17 protein-coding genes and 2 tRNA genes are annotated in these 20,193 nt (G+C 59.0%); 10 read left to right on the forward strand and 9 right to left on the reverse strand.

Features of this window, described 5'->3' with window-relative positions; translation table 11 throughout:
* The 3 genes from pgk to tkt all read right to left on the reverse strand — a co-directional run.
* Positions 1-1,004, reverse strand: a 1,004-nt coding sequence (pgk, locus tag ACEW8J_RS13470) for a phosphoglycerate kinase (protein WP_373492163.1), incomplete at its 3' end; no start/stop codon positions are given.
* A gap of 19 nt (positions 1,005-1,023) precedes the next feature.
* Positions 1,024-2,028, reverse strand: a complete 1,005-nt coding sequence (gap, locus tag ACEW8J_RS13475) for a type I glyceraldehyde-3-phosphate dehydrogenase (RefSeq protein ID WP_373492164.1) — start codon at positions 2,026-2,028, stop codon at positions 1,024-1,026.
* A gap of 36 nt (positions 2,029-2,064) precedes the next feature.
* Positions 2,065-4,032 carry a transketolase gene (tkt, locus tag ACEW8J_RS13480; RefSeq protein WP_373492165.1) on the reverse strand — a complete coding sequence of 656 codons (1,968 nt, stop codon included), beginning with the start codon at positions 4,030-4,032 and terminating at the stop codon, positions 2,065-2,067.
* Between the two features lie 200 nt (positions 4,033-4,232).
* On the opposite strand from tkt, the gene ACEW8J_RS13485 reads away from it, so the two are divergent.
* From ACEW8J_RS13485 to ACEW8J_RS13500, 4 genes are all read left to right on the forward strand, one after another.
* Positions 4,233-4,421 (forward strand): hypothetical protein, encoded by a 189-nt coding sequence (locus tag ACEW8J_RS13485; protein ID WP_373492166.1) that lies wholly within the window; start codon positions 4,233-4,235, stop codon positions 4,419-4,421.
* 1 nt (position 4,422) lies between these two features.
* On the forward strand, positions 4,423-4,746 hold the full coding sequence (locus tag ACEW8J_RS13490) for a cell division protein ZapA (RefSeq protein ID WP_373492167.1): 324 nt from the start codon (positions 4,423-4,425) through the stop codon (positions 4,744-4,746).
* Positions 4,747-4,975: 229 nt separating this feature from the next.
* Entirely contained in the window at positions 4,976-5,560 is a 585-nt protein-coding gene (locus tag ACEW8J_RS13495) for a 5-formyltetrahydrofolate cyclo-ligase (protein WP_373492168.1), read from the forward strand.
* The gene (locus tag ACEW8J_RS13500) at positions 5,557-5,808 is read left to right on the forward strand and encodes a DUF2842 domain-containing protein (protein ID WP_373492169.1); all 252 of its coding nucleotides are present in this window, start codon (positions 5,557-5,559) and stop codon (positions 5,806-5,808) included. The genes ACEW8J_RS13495 and ACEW8J_RS13500 overlap by 4 nt, the downstream gene beginning before the upstream one ends.
* Positions 5,809-5,835: 27 nt before the next feature.
* Here the strand turns inward: ACEW8J_RS13500 and ACEW8J_RS13505 are convergent.
* Positions 5,836-5,912, reverse strand: a tRNA-Asp gene (locus ACEW8J_RS13505).
* Positions 5,913-6,270: 358 nt separating this feature from the next.
* Here ACEW8J_RS13505 and ACEW8J_RS13510 point away from each other — a divergent pair.
* The 4 genes from ACEW8J_RS13510 (at position 6,271) to ACEW8J_RS13525 (ending at position 14,172) form a co-directional block, all read left to right on the forward strand.
* Positions 6,271-7,311: a hypothetical protein gene (locus tag ACEW8J_RS13510; protein WP_373492170.1), complete on the forward strand. Its 1,041-nt coding sequence runs from the start codon at positions 6,271-6,273 to the stop codon at positions 7,309-7,311.
* A 21-nt stretch (positions 7,312-7,332) separates the two neighbouring features.
* The gene (locus tag ACEW8J_RS13515) at positions 7,333-7,797 is read left to right on the forward strand and encodes a hypothetical protein (protein ID WP_373492171.1); all 465 of its coding nucleotides are present in this window, start codon (positions 7,333-7,335) and stop codon (positions 7,795-7,797) included.
* Between the two features lie 62 nt (positions 7,798-7,859).
* Entirely contained in the window at positions 7,860-8,969 is a 1,110-nt protein-coding gene (locus tag ACEW8J_RS13520; protein ID WP_373492172.1) for a hypothetical protein, read from the forward strand.
* Positions 8,970-9,033: 64 nt separating this feature from the next.
* A complete protein-coding gene (locus ACEW8J_RS13525; RefSeq protein ID WP_373492173.1) occupies positions 9,034-14,172 on the forward strand; it encodes a hypothetical protein in 5,139 nt (1,712 codons plus the stop codon).
* Between the two features lie 153 nt (positions 14,173-14,325).
* Here the strand turns inward: ACEW8J_RS13525 and ACEW8J_RS13530 are convergent, their stop codons facing one another.
* The 4 genes from ACEW8J_RS13530 to thyA all read right to left on the reverse strand — a co-directional run bounded on the left by ACEW8J_RS13530 (position 14,326) and on the right by thyA (position 18,961).
* On the reverse strand, positions 14,326-15,636 hold the full coding sequence (locus ACEW8J_RS13530; RefSeq protein WP_373492174.1) for a dihydrolipoamide acetyltransferase family protein: 1,311 nt from the start codon (positions 15,634-15,636) through the stop codon (positions 14,326-14,328).
* A complete protein-coding gene (locus tag ACEW8J_RS13535; protein ID WP_373492177.1) occupies positions 15,633-16,646 on the reverse strand; it encodes an alpha-ketoacid dehydrogenase subunit beta in 1,014 nt (337 codons plus the stop codon). The genes ACEW8J_RS13530 and ACEW8J_RS13535 overlap by 4 nt, the downstream gene beginning before the upstream one ends.
* Positions 16,643-17,917, reverse strand: a complete 1,275-nt coding sequence (locus tag ACEW8J_RS13540; RefSeq protein WP_373492175.1) for a 3-methyl-2-oxobutanoate dehydrogenase (2-methylpropanoyl-transferring) subunit alpha — start codon at positions 17,915-17,917, stop codon at positions 16,643-16,645. Before ACEW8J_RS13540 ends, ACEW8J_RS13535 begins: the two co-directional genes overlap by 4 nt.
* Positions 17,918-18,028: 111 nt before the next feature.
* Positions 18,029-18,961 (reverse strand): thymidylate synthase, encoded by a 933-nt coding sequence (gene thyA, locus ACEW8J_RS13545; protein ID WP_373492178.1) that lies wholly within the window; start codon positions 18,959-18,961, stop codon positions 18,029-18,031.
* A gap of 204 nt (positions 18,962-19,165) precedes the next feature.
* Between thyA and ACEW8J_RS13550 the strand changes: the two genes are divergently transcribed.
* A tRNA-Pro gene (locus tag ACEW8J_RS13550) sits at positions 19,166-19,242 on the forward strand.
* A gap of 265 nt (positions 19,243-19,507) precedes the next feature.
* Complete coding sequence (locus ACEW8J_RS13555) at positions 19,508-19,828, forward strand: GGDEF domain-containing protein (RefSeq protein ID WP_373492179.1); 321 nt, start codon at positions 19,508-19,510, stop codon at positions 19,826-19,828.
* Here the strand turns inward: ACEW8J_RS13555 and pal are convergent.
* Positions 19,815-20,193 (reverse strand): peptidoglycan-associated lipoprotein Pal (gene pal, locus ACEW8J_RS13560; RefSeq protein ID WP_373492176.1); only part of this gene is annotated, 379 nt, incomplete at its 5' end. The two genes, ACEW8J_RS13555 and pal, sit on opposite strands and share 14 nt — an antisense overlap.

Below are 20,193 nucleotides of genomic sequence, written 5' to 3' on the forward strand. Positions count from 1 at the left end.
GCGAGGGCCACGGTGGCATGGTCGAACGGTTCTGTCTCGAACGCACCCAGTGGCCCGTTCCAGACCAGGGTCTTGCAGGTCTTGAGCACATCGGACAGCGCCTCGACAGCTGCCGGCCCGATATCGAGGATCATTTCATCCGCCGCCACTTCATGGACATTGACCGTCCGGGTCGGCGGATTGGCGCGAAATTCCGTGGCGACCACCACGTCATACGGCAGATGCACCGTGCACCCGGCCCGGTCGGCAGCGGCCAATATGTCATTGGCGGTGTCGGCCAGCTCATGTTCGCACAGGGATTTGCCGACATCGACGCCGCGCGCCGCGAGAAAGGTATTGGCCATGCCGCCGCCGATGATCAGATGATCCACCTGCTCGACCATCTGCCGCAGCACATCCAGCTTGCTCGAAACTTTCGCGCCGCCGACCACCGCCGCAACCGGATGTTCCGGATCGCCCAGCGCCTTGTCGAGCGCGGACAGCTCGCGTTCCATCGAACGGCCAGCATAAGAAGGCAGATAATGGGCCAGGCCCTCGGTCGTCACATGCGCCCGATGCGCCGCGGAAAAGGCATCATTGACGTAAAAATCACCGAAGGCAGCCAACGCCCTGGCCATGTCGGGATCATTTTTCTCTTCGCCCGGGGCAAAGCGGCTGTTTTCCAGCACAATGATACTGCCCTCGGGCAAGGCAGCAATCATGTCCAGATCCGGCTGTTCCATGAACTGCACCTCGCGGCCAAGCACCGCAGCCAGCGGCGCCACCACGGGTTCAAGCGAATATTCCGGTTTGACTTCCCCTTTGGGACGACCGAAATGCGCCAGCAACAGCAGTTTCGCACCCTTGTCAGCCAGTTCGATAACCGTCGGCATCAACGCCTTGAGCCGCGTGTCGTCGGTCACCTTGCCATCCGCCATCGGGACGTTCAGGTCGACGCGGATCAAACCGCATTTTCCCTGAACATCACCGATATCATCAAGCGTTTTAAATCTGTTAGCCGACATTTATCAGAACCTTTGTGAATTAAAGGAAGCTTGCCATGACCTTGGCCGTATCGATCATGCGGTTGGAGAAACCCCATTCATTGTCATACCAGCTGACGACGCGGACCAGTTTGCCGTCCATCACCGTGGTTTCGAGACTGTCGACCGAACTGCTCGCGGGCTGATGGTTGAAATCGGAGGATACCAGCGGCTTGTCCTCATAAACCAGCACGCCCTTCATCGGGCCTTCCGCAGCGGCTTTCAGCGCGCCGTTGATTTCCTCGACGCTGGTGTCGCGGCCCGGTGTGAACACCAGATCGACCAGGCTGACATTGGGCGTGGGCACCCGGATCGACGAACCGTCCAGCTTGCCGTTCAGTTCCGGCAACACCAGACCGACGGCGCGCGCCGCACCGGTAGTCGTCGGGATCATGTTGACCGCACCGGCCCGGGCCCGGCGCATGTCGCTGTGGATCTGGTCGAGCATCCGCTGGTCATTGGTAGAGCTGTGGATCGTGGTCAAGAAGCCGCGCTCGTTACCGACCGTGTCGTTCAGCACCTTGGCGACCGGTGCCAGGCAGTTGGTCGTGCACGAAGCGTTGGAAACGATGATATCCTCTGCCGTCAGAACATCGTGATTGACGCCGAAGACCACGGTTTTCAGATCACCATTGGCCGGGGCCGAGATCAGGACGCGCTTGGCGCCGGCATCGATATGCGGCTGCGAGGCGTCCTTCGACTGGAAAAAGCCGGTGCATTCCAGCACGATGTCCACGCCCATGTCGCCGTGCGGCAGATCGCCGGGATTGCGCTCGGAGGTCACGGCAATTTTCTTGCCATTGACCATGATATGATCGCCATGCGCGGTCACTTCCCCGGGGAAGCGGCCATGGACGCTGTCATAGGCAAAAAGCAGCGCATTGGATTCCGCATCGGCAAGATCGTTGATCGCAACCAGTTCGAACTGGTCATCGTCCCGCTCCAGTATCGCCCGGGCCACAAGACGGCCGATCCGGCCAAATCCGTTGATTGCTACTTTCGTCATTGATCATGCTCCTTTAAATGCAGATGCTGGCCGTGTTCAGCCGATTTTCTTGAGAATCTGGGGTGTGATGGCATCGACGGTCAGACCGAAATGCGCGTAGAGATCGTCGATCGGCGCCGACGCTCCGAAACCATCGATGCCGAAGCGCATGCCGTCGAGACCGGTATAGCGCTCCCAGCCGATGGTGGTGCCGGCTTCGATCGAAACCCGCAAGATGCCGCCGGTGCCCAGCAGATCGCTTTTATAGGCCTCGTCCTGCGCGTCGAACAATTCTGCGCAGGGCATGGAGACCACGTCGGCGCCATGCCCGGCCGTTTCCAGTGTGGCCGCGATATCCATCGCAAGCGACACTTCGGAACCCGTTGCGATCAGCACGACCCGCTTGTCGCCCTCTGCCGCTTTCAGGCGATAAGCGCCTTTTTCACAAAGATTTATGCTGACGTCATGACGCAGTGGCGCAAGTCCCTGGCGGGTCAGCGCGAGGGTCGACGGGCCGTCTTCACGCTGGATCGCCAGCATCCAGCATTCCGCCGTTTCGATCGCATCGGCGGGCCGGAATACCAGCATGTTCGGCATCAGCCGCAGGCTTTGAACATGTTCGATCGGCTGGTGGGTCGGCCCGTCCTCGCCCAGTCCGATGCTGTCATGGGTCATGACGTAGATCACCCGCGCATTCTGGATGGCGGAAAGCCGCATGGCGCCGCGGCAATAGTCGGTAAACACCAGAAATGTGCCGCCATAGGGAATGATGCCGCCGTGCAGCGCCATGCCGTTCATCGCCGCAGCCATCCCGAACTCGCGAATACCATAATAGATATAACGCCCGGAATAATCGTCTTTTGTCAAAGGCTTGGTGAACGAAGTTTTGGTATTGTTTGAACCTGTCAGATCGGCACTTCCGCCGAGCATTTCCGGCAAAACCTCGGTAATCGCGCCCAGCGCCATTTCCGATGCCTTGCGGGTTGCGACTTTGGGCGGATCCTGGGCCAGTCCTTCCAGATAGGCCTTTATTGCATCGCCATCCGGCAGGTCTCCCGCCATGCGACGCTGGAATTCGGCTGCCTGCGCATGACCGCCCAGTCTGATTTCCCAATCGGCCCGTGCCGCCGCACCTTTCTTTCCCAATTGCCGCCATGACGCCATAATATCGTCCGGAATGACAAAGGGTTCATGGTCCCACGCCAGAGCAGCGCGCGTGCCGGCGATTTCTTCGCCGCCGAGCGGTGCGCCGTGGGTGGCCGCAGTACCCTGCTTGGTCGGCGCGCCATAGCCGATCACGGTCTTGCAGGCGATCAGCGATGGCCGCGGATCGGCCTCCGCCTCGCCGAGCGCCTTGCGGATATCGTCATAGTCATGGCCATCGCAGGAAACGACATGCCATCCGGAGGCGCGATAGCGGGCTGGAATATCCTCACTCGTCGATAAATCCGTTTTTCCGTCGATAGTTATGCCATTATCATCCCAAAGAACATTAAGCCTTCCCAAACCCAGATGGCCGGCGAGGCCGACCGCTTCGTGATTGATCCCCTCCATCAGGCAGCCGTCTCCGGCGATCACCCAGGTTTTATGATCGACCAGATCATCGCCGAAAACAGCGTTGAGATGGCGCTCGGCCACCGCCATGCCCACCGCAGTGGCAAATCCCTGCCCCAGCGGGCCGGTCGTCGTTTCCACGCCTTCCAGCTTGAAATTTTCCGGATGACCGGCACAGGGCGAACTGAGCTGACGGAAATCCCTGATATCCTGAAGCGTCGGCCGTGCATAGCCGGTCAGATGCAGCAGCGAATAGATCAGCATCGACCCATGGCCGGCGGACAAGACAAAACGGTCACGGTCGGCCCATTTCGGTGCCTTCGGGTCAAATTTCAGATGGTCGCTGAACAACACCGTAGCTACATCCGCCATACCCATCGGCATTCCGGGATGGCCGCTATTGGCAGCTTCCACCGCATCCATCGCAAGCGCTCTTATGGCGTTTGCCATGCTCTTTTCGGTAACGGTCATGACTAGTCTAATCCCCTGGACTGGCGAGTGTGCACACCCAGCAAAATGCTGCGATTCGCTATTTTGCCTCCTCCTTTGATGATCCAGCATGTCGGCGTCAAGGACCGCTTTTCATGATCCGGTGTTTACGGCACCGGAATAGATTGTTAGCAACGAAAGACAGAAACTGACCTGTCGGAATCAAGCTGTGGAAAATGCTCATGGACAATGAAAGAGTCATCCTGGCCATCGGGCGGCTGGAACGCGCTCTGAGCCGCATTGAATCGGCAAAGAGCCAGATGCAGAGCGATGCCGACGCGGCATTGGAAGCGCGGCACGAGGCGCTAAAGGCGGAAATGAAACAGGCCATCAGAACCATCGACGGACTGATCGAGCGACAGGAGCACTGACATGGCACAGATGAAGCTGGAAATTGGCGGTCGCTCTTTCATGGTCACCTGTCAGGATGGCGAAGAATCGCATTTGACCCGGCTGGCGGCGATGGTCGATGGCAAAGCGCGAGAATCCGGCGACCCGGCCGGGCTGAACGAAAGCCGCATGTTGCTGTTCACGTCGCTGCTGCTGGCCGATGAACTGCACAGCGCGCAGGCTGCACTGGCCGAAAAGCCCGCGGCCGCCGATACTGTCAGTCCCGGCCCGATGGGAGAACAGGCGATTGCTTCACTGGAAAAACTGGCCGATCGTGCCGAACAACTGGCAAACAGTCTTGAGTAACGCCCCTATCGCGCCTAGATAGGGTAAGACGGGTACTGTCTGGCACGAGCTTGATACGATAATCCCTGAGGCGATATAACTTCCTAGGGAGCTGTCCCTGCCCGGATTGCGGACTGTTTTGCAGTCGGGTCCGATGCATATGGCGCCCACCTGACGTAATAGGCGTCAGAGGATTTTCCGGCCAACGACCAAGACGGTCCCGTCACTTTTCATCAGAAAGATTAGATATTTGAGTAGTTTAGATGATAGAAAGCAGAAACTACGTGAAGAGTATCGAAGGCGACGGGATGGCTTTCATCGTCAGCTGGATATCGCCACCCGCGGCCTGGCTTTCCGGCGGCCGCCGACTCCCCTGGCAAAGCTGATCGAGCAGAGCGACATTGTTGCGCTATATAGTGCAACCGGATCAGAAGCCCCGACTGCCAATCTGGCCGAATATCTCGCTGAAACAGGCAAAACCATGGCATTCCCGGCATGTATCGGCAATACCCCGCTGGAATTTCGCAGGATCGACAATCTCGATCTGCTCGAAGCCGGTTTCCGCAATATTGCCGAACCCGGCATGGATTGCCCGTCCGTAACGCCGGACCTGATCATTGCACCGATGATCGCTTTCGACCGATCGATGCACCGTCTCGGTCAGGGGGGCGGCCATTATGACCGAAGTTTTGCCGCATTTCCGCAGGCAACCCGCATAGGGCTGGCCTGGTCGGTGCAGGAGGCCGATGCGATCCCGGTTGCAGCCCATGATATGCCGCTCGACATGATCGTGACAGAATCCGAAATAATTCAGAGAGTTGGAATGACGCCATGACCGCAGATCCGAATTCGAAACCGCCGCATAATCCACCTGACAGCCCCAATTGGCGTCAACCCTTTGGCATGATTTTGATTCTGGCAGTGATTCTGCTGTGGTGCGGAATAGTGCTCAGCCTGCTCGACTGGCTCAGCGCGCTGAACTTCTGGCTGCAATTGCCAATCTACATATTTGCCGGCATTGCCTGGATATTTCCGCTCAAGCCGCTGCTGATATGGATGAATACCGGAAAATTCCGATCCTGAACCGCCATTCCCCCCTTTTTGGGGAAATGGCGCGAGTGACGAGACTTGAACTCGCGACCTCCGGCGTGACAGGCCGGCGCTCTAACCAACTGAGCTACACCCGCACATGCGCCTGCATTGGGCGGTGAAGCAGCGCAAGTAGAAGAGCTCCGCATTTCTGTCAACTACACTCTTTCGATTATTCTACATATTTGAGACCGGGGCTCGACCGACCCGGATTTGCCCTCCCTCCCGATCATGGCACCGGCCATGGGCCTCGCCTTCCCCCAGACCATCCGAAGATTGCCAGAATTGGTAAATATAACGCAATATCATGGTAAATGCCGGGTTAAGCAACACCCAAGCTTTGCTTAACAAGCCCTGGCAACTGGCGCATTTCCAGCGATCCGGTCGGTAGTATCCGCATATTATCATTTATTTCTCGTTTACCAAATATTTTGCTTTCTTTGTCATAGGACCGGCATGGAACAGTTACACACACAGGATTTTGGACGCCGGTCGGCTTTGCGGACCACAATTGCCGTCAGCCGCCGTCTGGCGCTGGCAGTCAGTGCCGCGACGCTTTTCATGGGATCGTCCGCCGTTCTCGCTGCGGGCACGGTCGCCGGTACCGATATCGTCAACATTGCCCAGGCCAGCTATGACGCACCGGGCGGCGGCTCACCGGTCACGATCGATTCGAACACCGTCACCATCAAGGTCGACGAACTGCTCAACGTCACGGTCGTTTCCAGCGATCCGGGCGATGTCACCTCGACTCCCGGATCGACCGCGCAGGTGATGACCTATAAGGTCACCAACAGCGGCAACGGTTCCGAAGCCTTCGCACTGACCGCGGATACCGCCAGACCCGGCGATGAATTTGACACCAGCCTTGAACAGATCATCCTCGATAGCAACGGCAACGGCGTCTATGATCCCGGCGTCGACACCATCTACACGACCGGCAGCAACGATCCGCTGCTCGCGCCCGATGAAAGCGTCACGGTCTTCATCCTTTCCACCATCCCCGCTTCGGCCAATGATGCCGACCGCGCCGAAATCGAACTTGCCGCCGCCGCCACGACCGGCAGCGGCACGCCCGGGACATTGTTCGCCGGTCAGGGCGATGGCGGCGGCGATGCGGTCGTCGGGTCCACCGGCGCCGATTCCGCAGCCAGCGGCTTTTTCGTGGTCCGCGCCTCGGATGTCACTCTGGTCAAAAGCGCCACCATCATCGATCCGTTCGGCGGCTCCGAGGCGGTACCGGGTGCCGTCATCGTTTATCAGCTGGTCGCGACCACCGTCGGTACTGCTGACCTGACCAATCTGGCGATCCGCGACGATATCCCCGCCGACACCACCTATAAATCAGGCAGCATCACGCTCGAAGGCGCAGCGCTGGGCGATGCCGGGGACGACGGCGATGCCGGCTCCTTCGACAGCGGCGCGATCGCCGTGGCCTTGGGCACATTGCCAGGCGGACAGAGCCGCACGATCACCTTCCAAGTCACCATCGACTAGATTTTACCGGGGCAAAACAACATGATAAAAGCAATATTTCTCGCGACAGCGCTGATCCTGCCAGGCGCCGCTCTGGCCGCCAATAATGTCAGCCTGTCGAGCAACGTGTTCGTCGAACGCAAGGTCGCCAGGCCGAACGGCACCACCGCTCTCGTGCTCGAACAGCCGAAGACCGTCACCCCCGGCGACAATCTCGTGTTCGTCGTCAATTACAAGAATGTCGGCCGCGCGCCGGCCACCGATTTCTCTGTCACCAATCCGCTTCCCAGAGCGGTGGCGTTCAACGGAACGTCCGATGGCACTGAAATTGTCTCCGTAGACGGAGGCAAGACTTGGGGACCACTCTCCACCCTCACCTATCCGAGCGGAAATGGCGAACTCCGTCCCGCTCTGATGACCGATGTAACCCATGTGAAATGGAAATTTAATCGTTCCCTTTCCGCGGGTTCGGGAGGGAAATTGGTTTTCCGCGGCACTGTGAAGTGACCGCAACCGTACCGGATCGCCGCGGGGTTTGGCGATCCAGATAAGTGAAACAGGAGACAGTTATGACCAGTAAACTGAAACTTCTCGTTGCCACAAGTACCATTTCTGTAGCGGCGCTCGGGTTCACCCCGGCGTTCGCTGCAGATCTGGGCACTGATGCCGGCACGAGCATTACCAACAGCGTTAGCGTAGCCTATAATGTGGGGGGAACCGCCCAGACAGCGGAAACCGACAGCGACATGTTCGTCGTTGACCGCAAAGTGAATCTTGTCGTTGCCAAGAGCGATGCCGTCAACAGTTCGGTTGCACCCAATGCGACCCAGCAGGCGGTGACCTACACGGTCAGCAACCAGACCAACGACACGATCGACGTGCTGCTGACGTCCGAGCAGCCGGGCACCGACGATTTCGACGTGACCGGCACGATCACCTATTATCTCGACAATGGCACCACCGCCGGCGTTTTTGATGCCGGGGACACGGAGATCACCTTCATCGATAACCTGGCGGAAGACGAAAGCGTGACCATTCACGCGGTCGCCGACATCCCCAACGGTGTCGCCACCGGTGCCCTGGCGGATATCATCCTGATCGGCCAGGCGGCCGCGCATGGCGGTGCGGGCCTTCCCGCAACCGGTATCGACGTCCAAGGCACGGCCTTTGCCGACGATTCGGGCGATGCGGATGATCCAACCCTGGTTCAGAACGTGTTTGCCGATGCCGCCGGCAGCGGCGCCGCCGATGGCGCTGGCGACGGCTATCACAGTGCGACGGACACATATGAAGTCTCCGCGGCTGACATCACGGTCACCAAGACCAGCACCGTCCTGTGGGATCCGGTCAACGGCAGCACCAACCCGAAAGCCATTCCCGGCGCGATTGTCGAATATTGCATCGCCGTCGCCAATGCTTCCGGTGGCGCAGAAGCGACCGGCGTGGCCATTTCGGACACGATACCGGCCAATCTGGTCTATTACAGCAGCTTGGCCAGCGGCCCGGCCACCGTTCCGGCGGTGATCGGCGTGGTCACCGAGGGAACCGTCAACGGTTCCGTCTGTAACGCAGATGGCAGCGGCACCGGTGCTCAGGCAGCGGGCGTCGTATCGGGCAATCTCGGGACCGTGGCCTCGGGCGCGACCGAAACGCTCATTTTCCGCGTAACCGTAGACTAGGCGCCCTGGGATCTGGCGGCAAACCGGCATTCAGCCGGTTTGCCGCACCCTTCCGGCTTTAGCAGTGGGTTTTCTCACCAATTTTTTCAGGCCATTCGGCCTGTCCCTTGCCGCGTGCGCGCTCACCGCGCCTGCCGCTCCGGTTCTCGCGAAACCCGCGTTTGCCGAGGAGCAGCCGCACGCGCCGGATTTTGCCATCAATCAACCGCACAATCTGCCGCTCATCTCCAATATTGCCCAGGCCGAATGGGATCTGGGCAGCCGCCGGTTACAGAAATCGTCCAATCGCATCGACATCCAGGTGGTTGCGGCTCCGGCCAACCCGCCTGAAATCACCACATACCAGTTTGGCAAGCCGCCGCATGGCGAACAGGTGCCGCTTCCCGGCACGATCTGCAACGGCCTGTCCGGCCCGGTACCGGTCGAATTGCACGGTGTCTTCGTCGGCACCCCGACCAGTCCGGCGTCCCTGATCCCGACAGACAAGATCCGCGCCGGTGCGCCCTTCATCATCTCGATCCTTGCCCCGGACCGAAACCTCGACGCCGCGAAAGTCGACAGTTTCGATATCATTGTCTCGACCGCAGCCGCAGACCGGGAAGTAATCACCATTTCCGAAACCGGTCCCGATACCGGCCGGTTCGTCGGCATGATCAACACCGCCGCCATCCCGCCCAATCCGGTACAGGGAGACTGCCGACTGTCGGTCAATCCCGGCGACACGCTGGACGTCATCATCGATGAAAGTGCCGGACAGCCGCTGGGCCGGGTCAAACTGGGAATATTGATCGATCCGTTCGGCGAAACCTTCGACAGCGGCGATGGCACGGCGATATCCGGGACCCGCGTCACCCTGATCGACATGTCCACCGGGCAACCGGCCGATGTCTTCGGCGAAGACGGCGTTTCCGCCTTCCCGAATTCGATCATCACCGGCAGCACCGTCACCGACAGCAGCGGAACCGTCTATGAATTTTCCCAGGGATTCTATCGCTTCCCGTTCGCGCGCCAGGGCAGCTACCGGTTGCGTGTCGAACCCCCGGCACCCTATCGCTTTGCCTCGGCCGCCACGCCGGACCAACTCACCGGTCTGCGGCGGACCGATGGCCTGCCGTTCACGATCGTCGACGGCTCCTATGGCGGTATCATCATCCTCGACGATCCGGCACCGGTTCGGGTCGACGTACCGCTGGACCGGCCAGGAGCCCCGCTCGCCATCACCAAGACGGCATCCACCGGACAGGCGGCGCCCGGCGACGCGATTCAATATCGGATAAGCCTGCGCAATGCCGATCCGACCCGCACCACCGGCCAGATCACGATCTCCGATCAATTACCCGCAGCGATGCGCCTGAAAGCCGGCACGGTACGCTACAATGGCGACCTGATCACCCCCACCATCAATGCCAATGGACGGGATTTCACCGTTGCGGCCCCGCCCCTGCCCCCGTCCGCCAGCGCTCTGCTGACCTATATTGCGGAAGTGCGTCAGGACGCGCAGCCGGGTGACGCGCTGAATCTTGCCTCGGCCCTCGATGACCGCGGCACCAGCAGCCCGACCGTCGACGCCTTGGTCCGCATCGAACGCGATGGAATTTCGGAACGATTCACCCTGGTCGGCCGGATCACCGATGGCGGCTGCTCGATCGATCCGCGGCAGGCCCGCGGAATTGGCAATATCCGGGTGATGCTGCAGGACGGGACCTATACCGTCACCGACAGCGACGGTCGCTATCATTTCGAAGGGCTGCGTCCCGGCCTGCATGTGGTCCAGGTCGACCCCTCCAGCTTCCCTGCCGATCTGGCCCCGGTCGATTGCGGGCAGAATACGCGCAGCGCCGGCAGTGATATTTCCCGCTTTGTCGAAGGCCGCGGCGGCGCGCTGAAACGCGCCGATTTCCGGGCCAGAACAGTGGCGCCACGAGAAATGACGACGTCTGCAACCTATCAGAAGCCGCAAGTCCTGTCCGATCCGGAGGCCGCTGGTGCCGACCAGGATTGGGTGACCGGCGAACAGCCGGGTATCGCCTGGCTCTTCCCGGCGGAAGACCATAATCCGCGCGTGAAGGCGCTGCGCGTCGCCATCAAGCACCACGCCGGCCAGACGGTCGAACTTTCGGTCAACGGCAAGCCGGTCAATCCCCTTGCCTTTGACGGCACCCGGAAAAGTGCGGACGGCAAAATCCGGGTCAGCACCTGGCGCGGCATCGAGATCGGGGACCGCAACAATATCCTGGTCGCGCGCGTGATCGATCGTGACGGCGCACTGGTCCAGCAACTGCAACGCAAAGTCCATCATGCCGGCAGCCCGCTGCACGCGGAACTGCTCAAGGACCGCTCCATTCTCGTCGCCGATGGTGTCACCCGCCCGGTCATTGCCGTCCGGCTGACCGACCGGGACGGCAAACCCGTGCGACACGGGATGGTCGGCGACTTTACCGTTCCGGCTCCATATGCACCGGCCGTCGAAATGGACGCCCAGCAGGCCAACCAGCTCGCCGGTCTCGAACGGGGCGCGCCGGTTTGGCGGATCGAGGGCGAAGAAGGCATTGCCTATATCGAACTGGCGCCGACCACGGCCTCCGGTTCGCTCAGCATTTCCTTCCCGTTCCGCGATGGCGAAGTTGGACGGACCCAGCGCATTTCTACCTGGCTCGATCCCGGCGACCGCCCCTGGACGGTGGTCGGCTTTGCCGCCGGTACGCTGGGCTTCAACACGCTCGACGAGCGGCTGGAGGATCTGGTTGAAGAGGAGGACAATATCAACGTCGACGGCCGCATCGCGCTCTATGCCAAGGGCCGCGTGACCGGCAAATGGCTGATGACCCTGTCCTATGACAGCGACAAGCAGGAAGACGAGACCCGTTTTCAGGGGGTCATCGATCCACGCCGCTATTACACGGTCTACGCCGACCGCAGCGAACAACGCTATGATGCCGCGTCGGTGCGCCGCCTCTATCTCAAGCTGGAACGACCGCAATTTTATGCGCTGTTCGGTGATTATGAGACCGGAATCGACGAGCCCGAACTCGCTCGCTACCAGCGGGCTTTCAACGGCATCAAGGCCGAATATCGCAGCGATCAGGTGCATCTCAACGCCTTTGCTGCAGATTCGCCCAATCGGTTCCGCCGCGACGAAATCCAGGGCAATGGCCTGTCCGGCCCTTATGCGCTCGCAACCCGCGACATTCTGGCCAATAGCGAACGGATTGCGCTGGAAACCCGGGATCGCTTCCGTTCCGACCGGATTGTCGAACGGCGCGAGCTGACCCGGCACATCGATTATGACATCGACTATCTTGCCGGCACGCTGCGGTTCCGCGAACCGGTTCTGAGCCGCGGCAGCGGGCTCGATCCCCAGTTCATCATCGCCGAATATGAAGTCCTGGGTGTCGGCGATCGCAATCTGAACGCCGGTGGCCGCGCCACCTATCAAACCGCCAATGAAAAGCTGAAAATCGGTGCGACCGCCGTGCATGATGAAAATGAAAGCGTGAAAACCGATCTGCTTGGTGTCGACATTCGCTATCGGCCGGATATCAAAACCGAATTCCGGGCCGAGCTCGCCCTGACCGACAATGAAGCCAAAACGGTCGCCGCAACAGGGACCGGCCAGACCGCGACCGCCTGGCTGGTGGAAGCAGAGCATCATGGATCGAAATTCGACATTCTTGCCTATGTCCGGCGACAGGCATCCGGCTATGGTCTGGGTCAGCTCAATGCAGCGGAAAGCGGAACCCGCAAATTCGGCATTGATGGCCGGATCAGGATCCGGGACAATCTCTCGCTGGCGGTCACCAGCTATCAGGAAAATTTCCTGACATCCGATGCGCGTCGCCGGGCGGGTAACGCCGAACTGGAATATCGCACGGACGGCACGTCTTTTCGGGCCGGTATGGTCTACGCCCATGACCGGCTGTCGGACGGCACCGTGAACCAGTCGACCCTGGCCCGGCTCGGCGCCACCCAGCGCCTGTTCGACGGCAAGCTGGAACTGGATGCGCAAACCGAATTCGCGCTGGGCGGCCAGGACGAAAGCATCGACTTCCCCGCCCGGCACAGCTTCACCGCGCGCTATGCCGTGACCAGCGATATCAAGATCATCGGCACCTACGAGATTGCCGATGGCGAGAATATCGATGCCCGCACCGCAAGGATTGGCGTTGACGTCAGCCCGTGGACCGGCGCACGCATCGTCAGCAGCATGAACCAGCAGGAAATCACCGAATATGGTCCGCGCACTTTTGCCGCTTATGGCCTGACCCAGAGCATCCCGATCGGGGACAAATGGACCGTAGATTTCTCGCTCGATGGCAATGAAACCCTCGGCGGATTCGATCGCAGCGATGTCGTCAATGACCAGCAACCGGTCGCCTCCGGCGGATTTCTGGGTAATGCCGGAACGCTGACCGAAGATTTTATCGCGGTCACCGCCGGCGCCACCTATCGCAACGCCGACTGGAGCTGGACGGGCCGAGCGGAATATCGCGATGGCGACATCAGCACCCGCTATGGCGTCACGACAGCCCTGCTCAAGCAGATTGGCGAAGGCAGCGCACTCGGGGCGCTGGCCAATATTTTCATTGCCGAGGATCAGAGTGGCGTAAGCACTCGCGTGATCGAAACCGAAGCCAGCTGGGCCCATCGTCCGGCAGACAGCCAATGGTCCTGGCTGCAAAAGCTGGAATTCCGGGAAGATCGCGTGCGCAACGCCGTCGCCGGAACCTCCGGCCCGATCGGCGGCGCGCCCTTGCTCGTCAATGGCGATGTAACCTCGCGGCGGATCATCAACAGCTTGAGCGTCAATTACACGCCGATTGACGCGGATGGCGGCATTTTCACCGAAGCCGGCGAATATAGCCTCTTCTGGGGCAGCCGTTATGTTTTCGACCGGTTCGGCGAAGATGATGTCGATGGCTGGAGCAATGTCGTCGGCGCGGACGTCAAGTTCGATCTGTCCGACACAATTGACGTCGGTGCACAGGCGACCGCTCGCCTCGGCGATGGATTTGACACGATCGCCTATAGCGGCGGTCCGACCGTTGGCATCACCCCGTTCAAGAACGGCTATATCTCGCTCGGCTACAATGTCGTCGGCTTTGCCGACCGCGACTTCGAAGAAAGCCGCTACACCCGGGACGGACCGTTCATCACCTTCCGCCTCAAATTCGACCAGCAGACACTGGGAAGCCTGGGGCTTTGAGCGACCAGCCCACGCAATACCGTTAGTCGTGCAGCGAGCTTCCGTTAGTGGTGAGCTTGTCGAACCACGCCTCTCGGTCGAGAAGCGCCCTTCGACAAGCTCAGGGCTAACGGCAACTAGCCAACCCGAACCAGTCCAGAAACCTTCGGCGCCTCAGTCGGCGAACAACAACACCGGCGTTTCGAGAAAATGCTTGAGCGCCTGAACATAGCTGGCGGCGTCATAGCCGTCGACCACCCGGTGATCGCAGGAGATCGACAGATTCATGAGCTTGCGCGCATGAATTTCGCCATCGATGATCATCGGGCGCTCAACAATCTTGTTCGGGCCGATGATCGCCACTTCCGGCCGGTTGATCACCGGCGTCGTCGCGATCCCGCCCAAGGGGCCCAGCGACGTCAGCGTCAGCGTCGATCCCGACAATTCCGCAGCTTTCGCCGTACCATCGCGGGCAGAGCTCGCCAGTCGGCCGATTTCGATCGCCAGCTGCCAGATGTTCATATCCTGTGCGTTGCGCAAAACCGGCACCATCAGCCCCTGATCGGTTTGCGTGGCCAGGCCGAGATGAACCGCACCATGCCGCGTCACCACACCGGCTTCGTCGTCATAGCGGGCGTTCAGCATCGGAAATTCCGGGAGCGCCTTGCAGATCGCGACAACCATCAGCGGCAGAAGCGTCAACTTCGGCCGCTCGCCGCGATTGGCGTTGAGATCGGCGCGCATGTCCTCCACTTCGGTCATGTCGATCTCCTCGACATAGGAAAAATGCGGGATATTACGCTTGGATTCCGCCATATTCTGGGCGATCTTGCGGCGCATGCCGATCACCTTGATGGTCTCGTCCTCGCGCTTGCGGGAGGCGCCGGACGGCCGATAGCCTTGTCCCGATCCGTAGTTCAGATAAGCGTCAAGATCGCTGTGCCGGATATGCTCGCCCTGGGCCTTCACTTCGCTCAGGTCCACCCCCAGTTCGCGCGCCCGCTGGCGCACCGCCGGCGTAGCAAGCGGCTTCGGCGCGCGCTTGTCCGAGGGCTTGTCATCGGTCGCGTCAGCGGTCGCCGCAGACGCTTCCTGAGCGGTTGAGCCTTCGGGCTGCTTGATAGATTTATCTTCTATTTCAGCATCTTGAAGGATATTTTTATCAGAGCTTCTGGCTTCTTCACCGGATTGGTCCGATGGGTCGGACGCTTCCAGTTCTTCCAGTTCATCCAGATCGACATCCCCCTCGACCTCGATCTCGACCAGCATCGATCCGATCGCGATGATGTCGCCTTCTTCTCCGGCAATCGCGGTAATCTTGCCCGAAACCGGTGCCTCCATTTCGACCGTCGCCTTGTCGGTCATCACATCCGCCAGCTGATCATCCTCCGCGACAACATCGCCAACTTTGATATGCCACTTGACGATTTCCGCCTCGGCAATCCCCTCGCCAATGTCAGGCAGATTGAATAGATATTTGCTCATGATTTCAAATCCCCGACAATTTTCTCCAGCGCTTCACCAATCCGCACCGGTCCCGGAAAATAGGCCCATTCCAGACTGTGCGGATAAGGCGTGTCAAATCCGGTCACCCGTTCGATTGGCGCCTCCAGATGATAGAAACAGCGTTCCTGAACCAGAGCCGATAGCTCGGCGCCAAAGCCACTGGTCCGCGTTGCTTCGTGCACGATCATGCAACGCCCGGTTTTCTTGACCGACTCCTCGATCGTTTCGATATCCACCGGCACCAGCGTCCGCAGGTCGATCACCTCGGCATCAATGCCATGTTCCTCGACCACCGCCTTGGCGACATGGACCATTGTCCCATAAGCCAGAACCGTCACCGCATCGCCTTCGCGCACGATCTTGGCTTTGCCCAGCGGAACCGTGTAATGGCCTTCCGGTACTTCGGCTTCAGGAAATTTCGACCAGGGCGAAACCGCATTGTCATAATAGCCGGTAAACGGCCCGTTATAAATCCGCTTGGGTTCGAGAAAGAGCACCGGATCATTGTCTTCGATCGCAGCGATCAGCAGTCCCTTCGCGTCATAGGGCGTTGACGGTATCACCGTTTTCAAACCTGAAACATGGGTGAACATGGCTTCGGGCGACTGGCTGTGGGTCTGTCCGCCAAATATGCCGCCGCCCACCGGCGAGCGCACTGTCATCGGCGCGGTAAATTCGCCTGCCGAGCGATAGCGCAGGCGCGCCGCTTCCGAAATCAGCTGGTCCATTCCCGGGTAAATATAGTCGGCAAACTGTATTTCCGGCACCGGTCGCAGGCCATAGGCGCACATGCCCACCGCCGCGCCGATGATCCCGCATTCGGAGATCGGTGTATCAAAACAGCGGGTCTTGCCAAATTTTTCCTGCAAGCCCGCTGTCGCCCGGAAAACGCCGCCAAAATAGCCGACATCTTCGCCCATGATCACGACATTTTCATCGTGCCGCATCATCGTCTCAAGACCGTTGTTGATGGCCTCTATCATGTTCATGACGGCCATTTGATTTCCCGTTCCCTGTTCGCCTGCGCCGCCTGTTCCTTGAGATGCCAGGGCATTTCTTCAAATACATCCTGAAACATGGTTTCAAACGGCTGATGCAGTCCATGGCCCAATATGCCGTTCTTGGCCGCTTCGGTAACCGCCGCCTTGACCGCGTCCAGACATTGCTGATCGAGCCTCTCCTGCTGTTCGCCACTCCACACGCCGCGATGAATCAGATGGCGTTTGAGCCGCATGATCGGATCACCCAGCGGCCATTCTTCCCGTTCCTGGGCGCTTCGATAGGCGGTGGGATCATCCGAAGTGCTATGCGCTTCGGCACGATAGGTAAAATGCTCGATGATCGTAGGCCCCTGATTGGTCCGCGCCCGCTCTGCTGCCCATTGCGTGGCGGCAAAGACAGCCAGCGGATCATTGCCGTCCACCCGCAAGGCAGCGATCCCATATCCGACACCGCGGGCGGCAAATGTCGTACGCTCCGCACCCGCAAAACCCGAAAAGGAGGAAATCGCCCACTGGTTGTTCACAACGTTCAAAATGACCGGGGCATTATAAACCGCAGCAAAGGTCATGGCAGCGTGAAAGTCCCCCTCGGCCGTCGAGCCTTCGCCGCACCATGCCGCCGCGATACGGCTGTCTCCCTTGACCGCACTGGCCATGGCCCAGCCAACCGCCTGCGGATATTGCGTGGTCAGATTGCCGGAAACGGTGAAAAAATTCAGTTCGCGTGAGCTGTACATGATCGGCAGCTGACGGCCCTTGAGCTTGTCCGCCTTGTTCGAGAAAATCTGGTTGACCATCTCCGTCATCGGATAGCCGCGCACGAACAATATGCCCTGCTGACGATAGCTGGGAAAACACATGTCATCGCTGTGCAAGGCCATCGCCGCCGCCACCGACGTCGCCTCTTCCCCGGTGCATTTCATGTAAAAGCTCGTCTTGCCCTGTCGTTGCTGGCGATGAAGACGGTCGTCGAAGGCCCTGACCTGCGCCATCGTGCGGAGCATTTTAAGCAGTGTATCGTCGTCGAGCTTGGGGTCCCACGGCCCTACCGCCTGATGATCATCATCTAGAACGCGGATCATGTCATAGGCGAGGTCCCGCATCTGATCCGGAGCCGCATTTGTGTCGGGCCTCGCCTGTGCACCCGCAGCGGGAATGTCTAAATCGCTATAATCGACAGTGTCGCCCGGCCGGAATTTTGGTTCGGGCACGTGCAGGGTAAGCGGCGGCCGATTGGTCTTTGTTTTTTTAGCAGCCATCAGGCCCCTCCAGCAAGAATCGCGCGATTGTTGCGCTGCAATATTAGTTCAACAAGCTGTTACAATATTATAAAACCCGATTTAGGTCAATCACCCTGCCCTTTTCAGGGATCAAACGGCTACCGGGGCGACAATATGGGATTGAGGCGCATAATCCTGCACCTCGAAATCGCCGATTTCATAATCGAAAATCGATTCAGGCTTGCGCAGAATCTTCAGCTTCGGCGCCCCGTTTGGTTCACGATCGATCTGTTCCTTCACCAATTCGGCATGATTGAGATATAAATGCACATCGCCGCCGTTCCAAACCAGCTCCCCTGGCTCTAAACCGCATTGCTGCGCAATCATCCGAACAAGCAAGGCGGCCGAAAAGACATTGAATGCAAAGCCGAGCCCGAGATCACAACTGCGTTGATAGAGCAATCCCGACAATTTCCCATTGGACACATAAAATTGATAGGTCTTGTGGCAAGGCGGCAAGGCCATCTGGTCCAGCTCAGCGACATTCCAGCCGGTAAAGATATGCCGCCTGGAACCGGGATTATTACGGATCCCGTCGATCAGCGCCTCTATCTGGTTGATACCCTTTTCCTCGCGGCGGAAAAGCCCCTCGCCAGCCGGCGTATATCGGGGCCAGTCGACCCATTGCTTGCCGTAAACCGGGCCAAGATCGCCCCATCTCTCTGCGAAAGTTTCATCCTCGATGATCCGCTTTTCGAAACTATCACGGTCAATGTCTTCGCCGGTTTCCCGGCGATATTTGTCGAGCGGCCAGTCGGTCCAGATATGCACCTTCTGTTTCACCAATTCGCGGATATTGGTATCGCCAGTCAGGAACCAGAGCATTTCCCGCGCCGCCGTTTTCCAGAATATTCGTTTGGTGGTGAGCAGCGGAATGGCATCATCGCCGAGATCAAAGCGCATCGTCACGCCGAAAATAGCGCGTGTACCCACACCCGTCCGATCAATGCGCTCATCCCCATGGATCCAGATTTGCCGCATCACGTCAAGATATTGCTGCTCATAATGCTGTCCGGGAATCAAGCGATCATTCTCCAATTGAACCTGTTGGGCAATGGTAGACCTCTCCGCAGATTTGCTCAACCAGCCTGTTCCATTTCGGTTCAGATTCTCTCCGCTCTTGCGAAAGTCTTGCCGGCTTTACTGGCGACCAATGCCTTGAACGGCAATCCCTTCTGGCATATAAGTCGATCAGCACATCTGTTGCGCTTGGAACGGCGTAGAGATCGGGAAGTAGCTCAGCCTGGTAGAGTACTGCGTTCGGGACGCAGGGGCCGGAGGTTCGAATCCTCTCTTCTCGACCATTTTCTCAGAAGCCTTAGAAAACCAACGAAATATGATGGTTCTAACCGGGGCGATTGACGTCAATCCGAGGACCAAAAGACGCCCTTTTGTCGCTGTGAACACATTTGTCACAACGGGCGAGAAAATGGCAACGATTACTAAACGAAAAGCTGGATTGTCAGTGCAAGACAGACGACAGGGCTTTGACCTTAGGTCTCTGAAACTGAAGGTATCTTGGATGAGCAATCCTAGAAACCTTAGAGCCATCCGATTTCATTTCTCATTCTGGATATCGATCAATTTGGCCGTTCTGTCGGCGATGAGGTTCGGAGACATTTTTCAGAAACCGTTTCCGGTAAGCTGACACAGTCAGATATTCTTGGGCGCTACGGCGCAGAAGAGTTCGTCGTCGCACTTCCGGGCACTGGCATTGCCAACGCTAAGCTCCTGGCTGAAAGGATATGCGAGACGGTCAGAAATATCCCGATGGCAGAGATCAATGGCAAGCCGTGCGCCGTTAGCATCGGTGTAGCTGAACGACTTCCCCACGAAGGGGCCCCCGAAATCTATCCGAACCGAAATCCTTTGCCAGCTACCGAACGGTAACAGTCACAGCCCGGCGATTTTGGGCCCATGCACCCTCATCGGAACCCAGTGCATCAGGACGCTCCTTCCCGAAACTGACGACGGTTATTCTCGATACTTCGACACCCATTGTAGAAAGATAGTTCTTGGCCGCGTTCGCACGGCGTTCACCAAGGGCAAGATTATATTCGCGCGTTCCGCGTTCATCGGCATGCCCCTCAATCCGAATTCTGACGCTTGGATTAGCTCGAAGCCAGACGGCTTGGCTCTGCAAGATAGCCTGATCTTCGCTGTCCACGTTGCTGCGATCAGTATCGAAGAATATTCTGTCTGCGGCAACGTTAGCCAGGAAATCTTCCTGACTTCCTTTGATTGGCCCGCTAGTT

It is taken from the genome of Parasphingorhabdus sp., assembly GCF_041748495.1.
In the GTDB taxonomy this organism is placed as follows: domain Bacteria; phylum Pseudomonadota; class Alphaproteobacteria; order Sphingomonadales; family Sphingomonadaceae; genus Parasphingorhabdus.

What these genes read in the sequence shown, in the direction of transcription:
- gap (WP_373492164.1), bottom strand. Translation starts at nt 2,028, where the DNA reads ATGACGAAAGTAGCAATCAACGGATTTGGCCGGATCGGCCGTCTTGTG.
- tkt (WP_373492165.1), bottom strand. Translation starts at nt 4,032, where the DNA reads ATGACCGTTACCGAAAAGAGCATGGCAAACGCCATAAGAGCGCTTGCG.
- ACEW8J_RS13485 (WP_373492166.1), top strand. Translation starts at nt 4,233, where the DNA reads ATGGACAATGAAAGAGTCATCCTGGCCATCGGGCGGCTGGAACGCGCT.
- ACEW8J_RS13490 (WP_373492167.1), top strand. Translation starts at nt 4,423, where the DNA reads ATGGCACAGATGAAGCTGGAAATTGGCGGTCGCTCTTTCATGGTCACC.
- ACEW8J_RS13500 (WP_373492169.1), top strand. Translation starts at nt 5,557, where the DNA reads ATGACCGCAGATCCGAATTCGAAACCGCCGCATAATCCACCTGACAGC.
- ACEW8J_RS13510 (WP_373492170.1), top strand. Translation starts at nt 6,271, where the DNA reads ATGGAACAGTTACACACACAGGATTTTGGACGCCGGTCGGCTTTGCGG.
- ACEW8J_RS13515 (WP_373492171.1), top strand. Translation starts at nt 7,333, where the DNA reads ATGATAAAAGCAATATTTCTCGCGACAGCGCTGATCCTGCCAGGCGCC.
- ACEW8J_RS13520 (WP_373492172.1), top strand. Translation starts at nt 7,860, where the DNA reads ATGACCAGTAAACTGAAACTTCTCGTTGCCACAAGTACCATTTCTGTA.
- ACEW8J_RS13530 (WP_373492174.1), bottom strand. Translation starts at nt 15,636, where the DNA reads ATGAGCAAATATCTATTCAATCTGCCTGACATTGGCGAGGGGATTGCC.
- ACEW8J_RS13535 (WP_373492177.1), bottom strand. Translation starts at nt 16,646, where the DNA reads ATGAACATGATAGAGGCCATCAACAACGGTCTTGAGACGATGATGCGG.
- ACEW8J_RS13540 (WP_373492175.1), bottom strand. Translation starts at nt 17,917, where the DNA reads ATGGCTGCTAAAAAAACAAAGACCAATCGGCCGCCGCTTACCCTGCAC.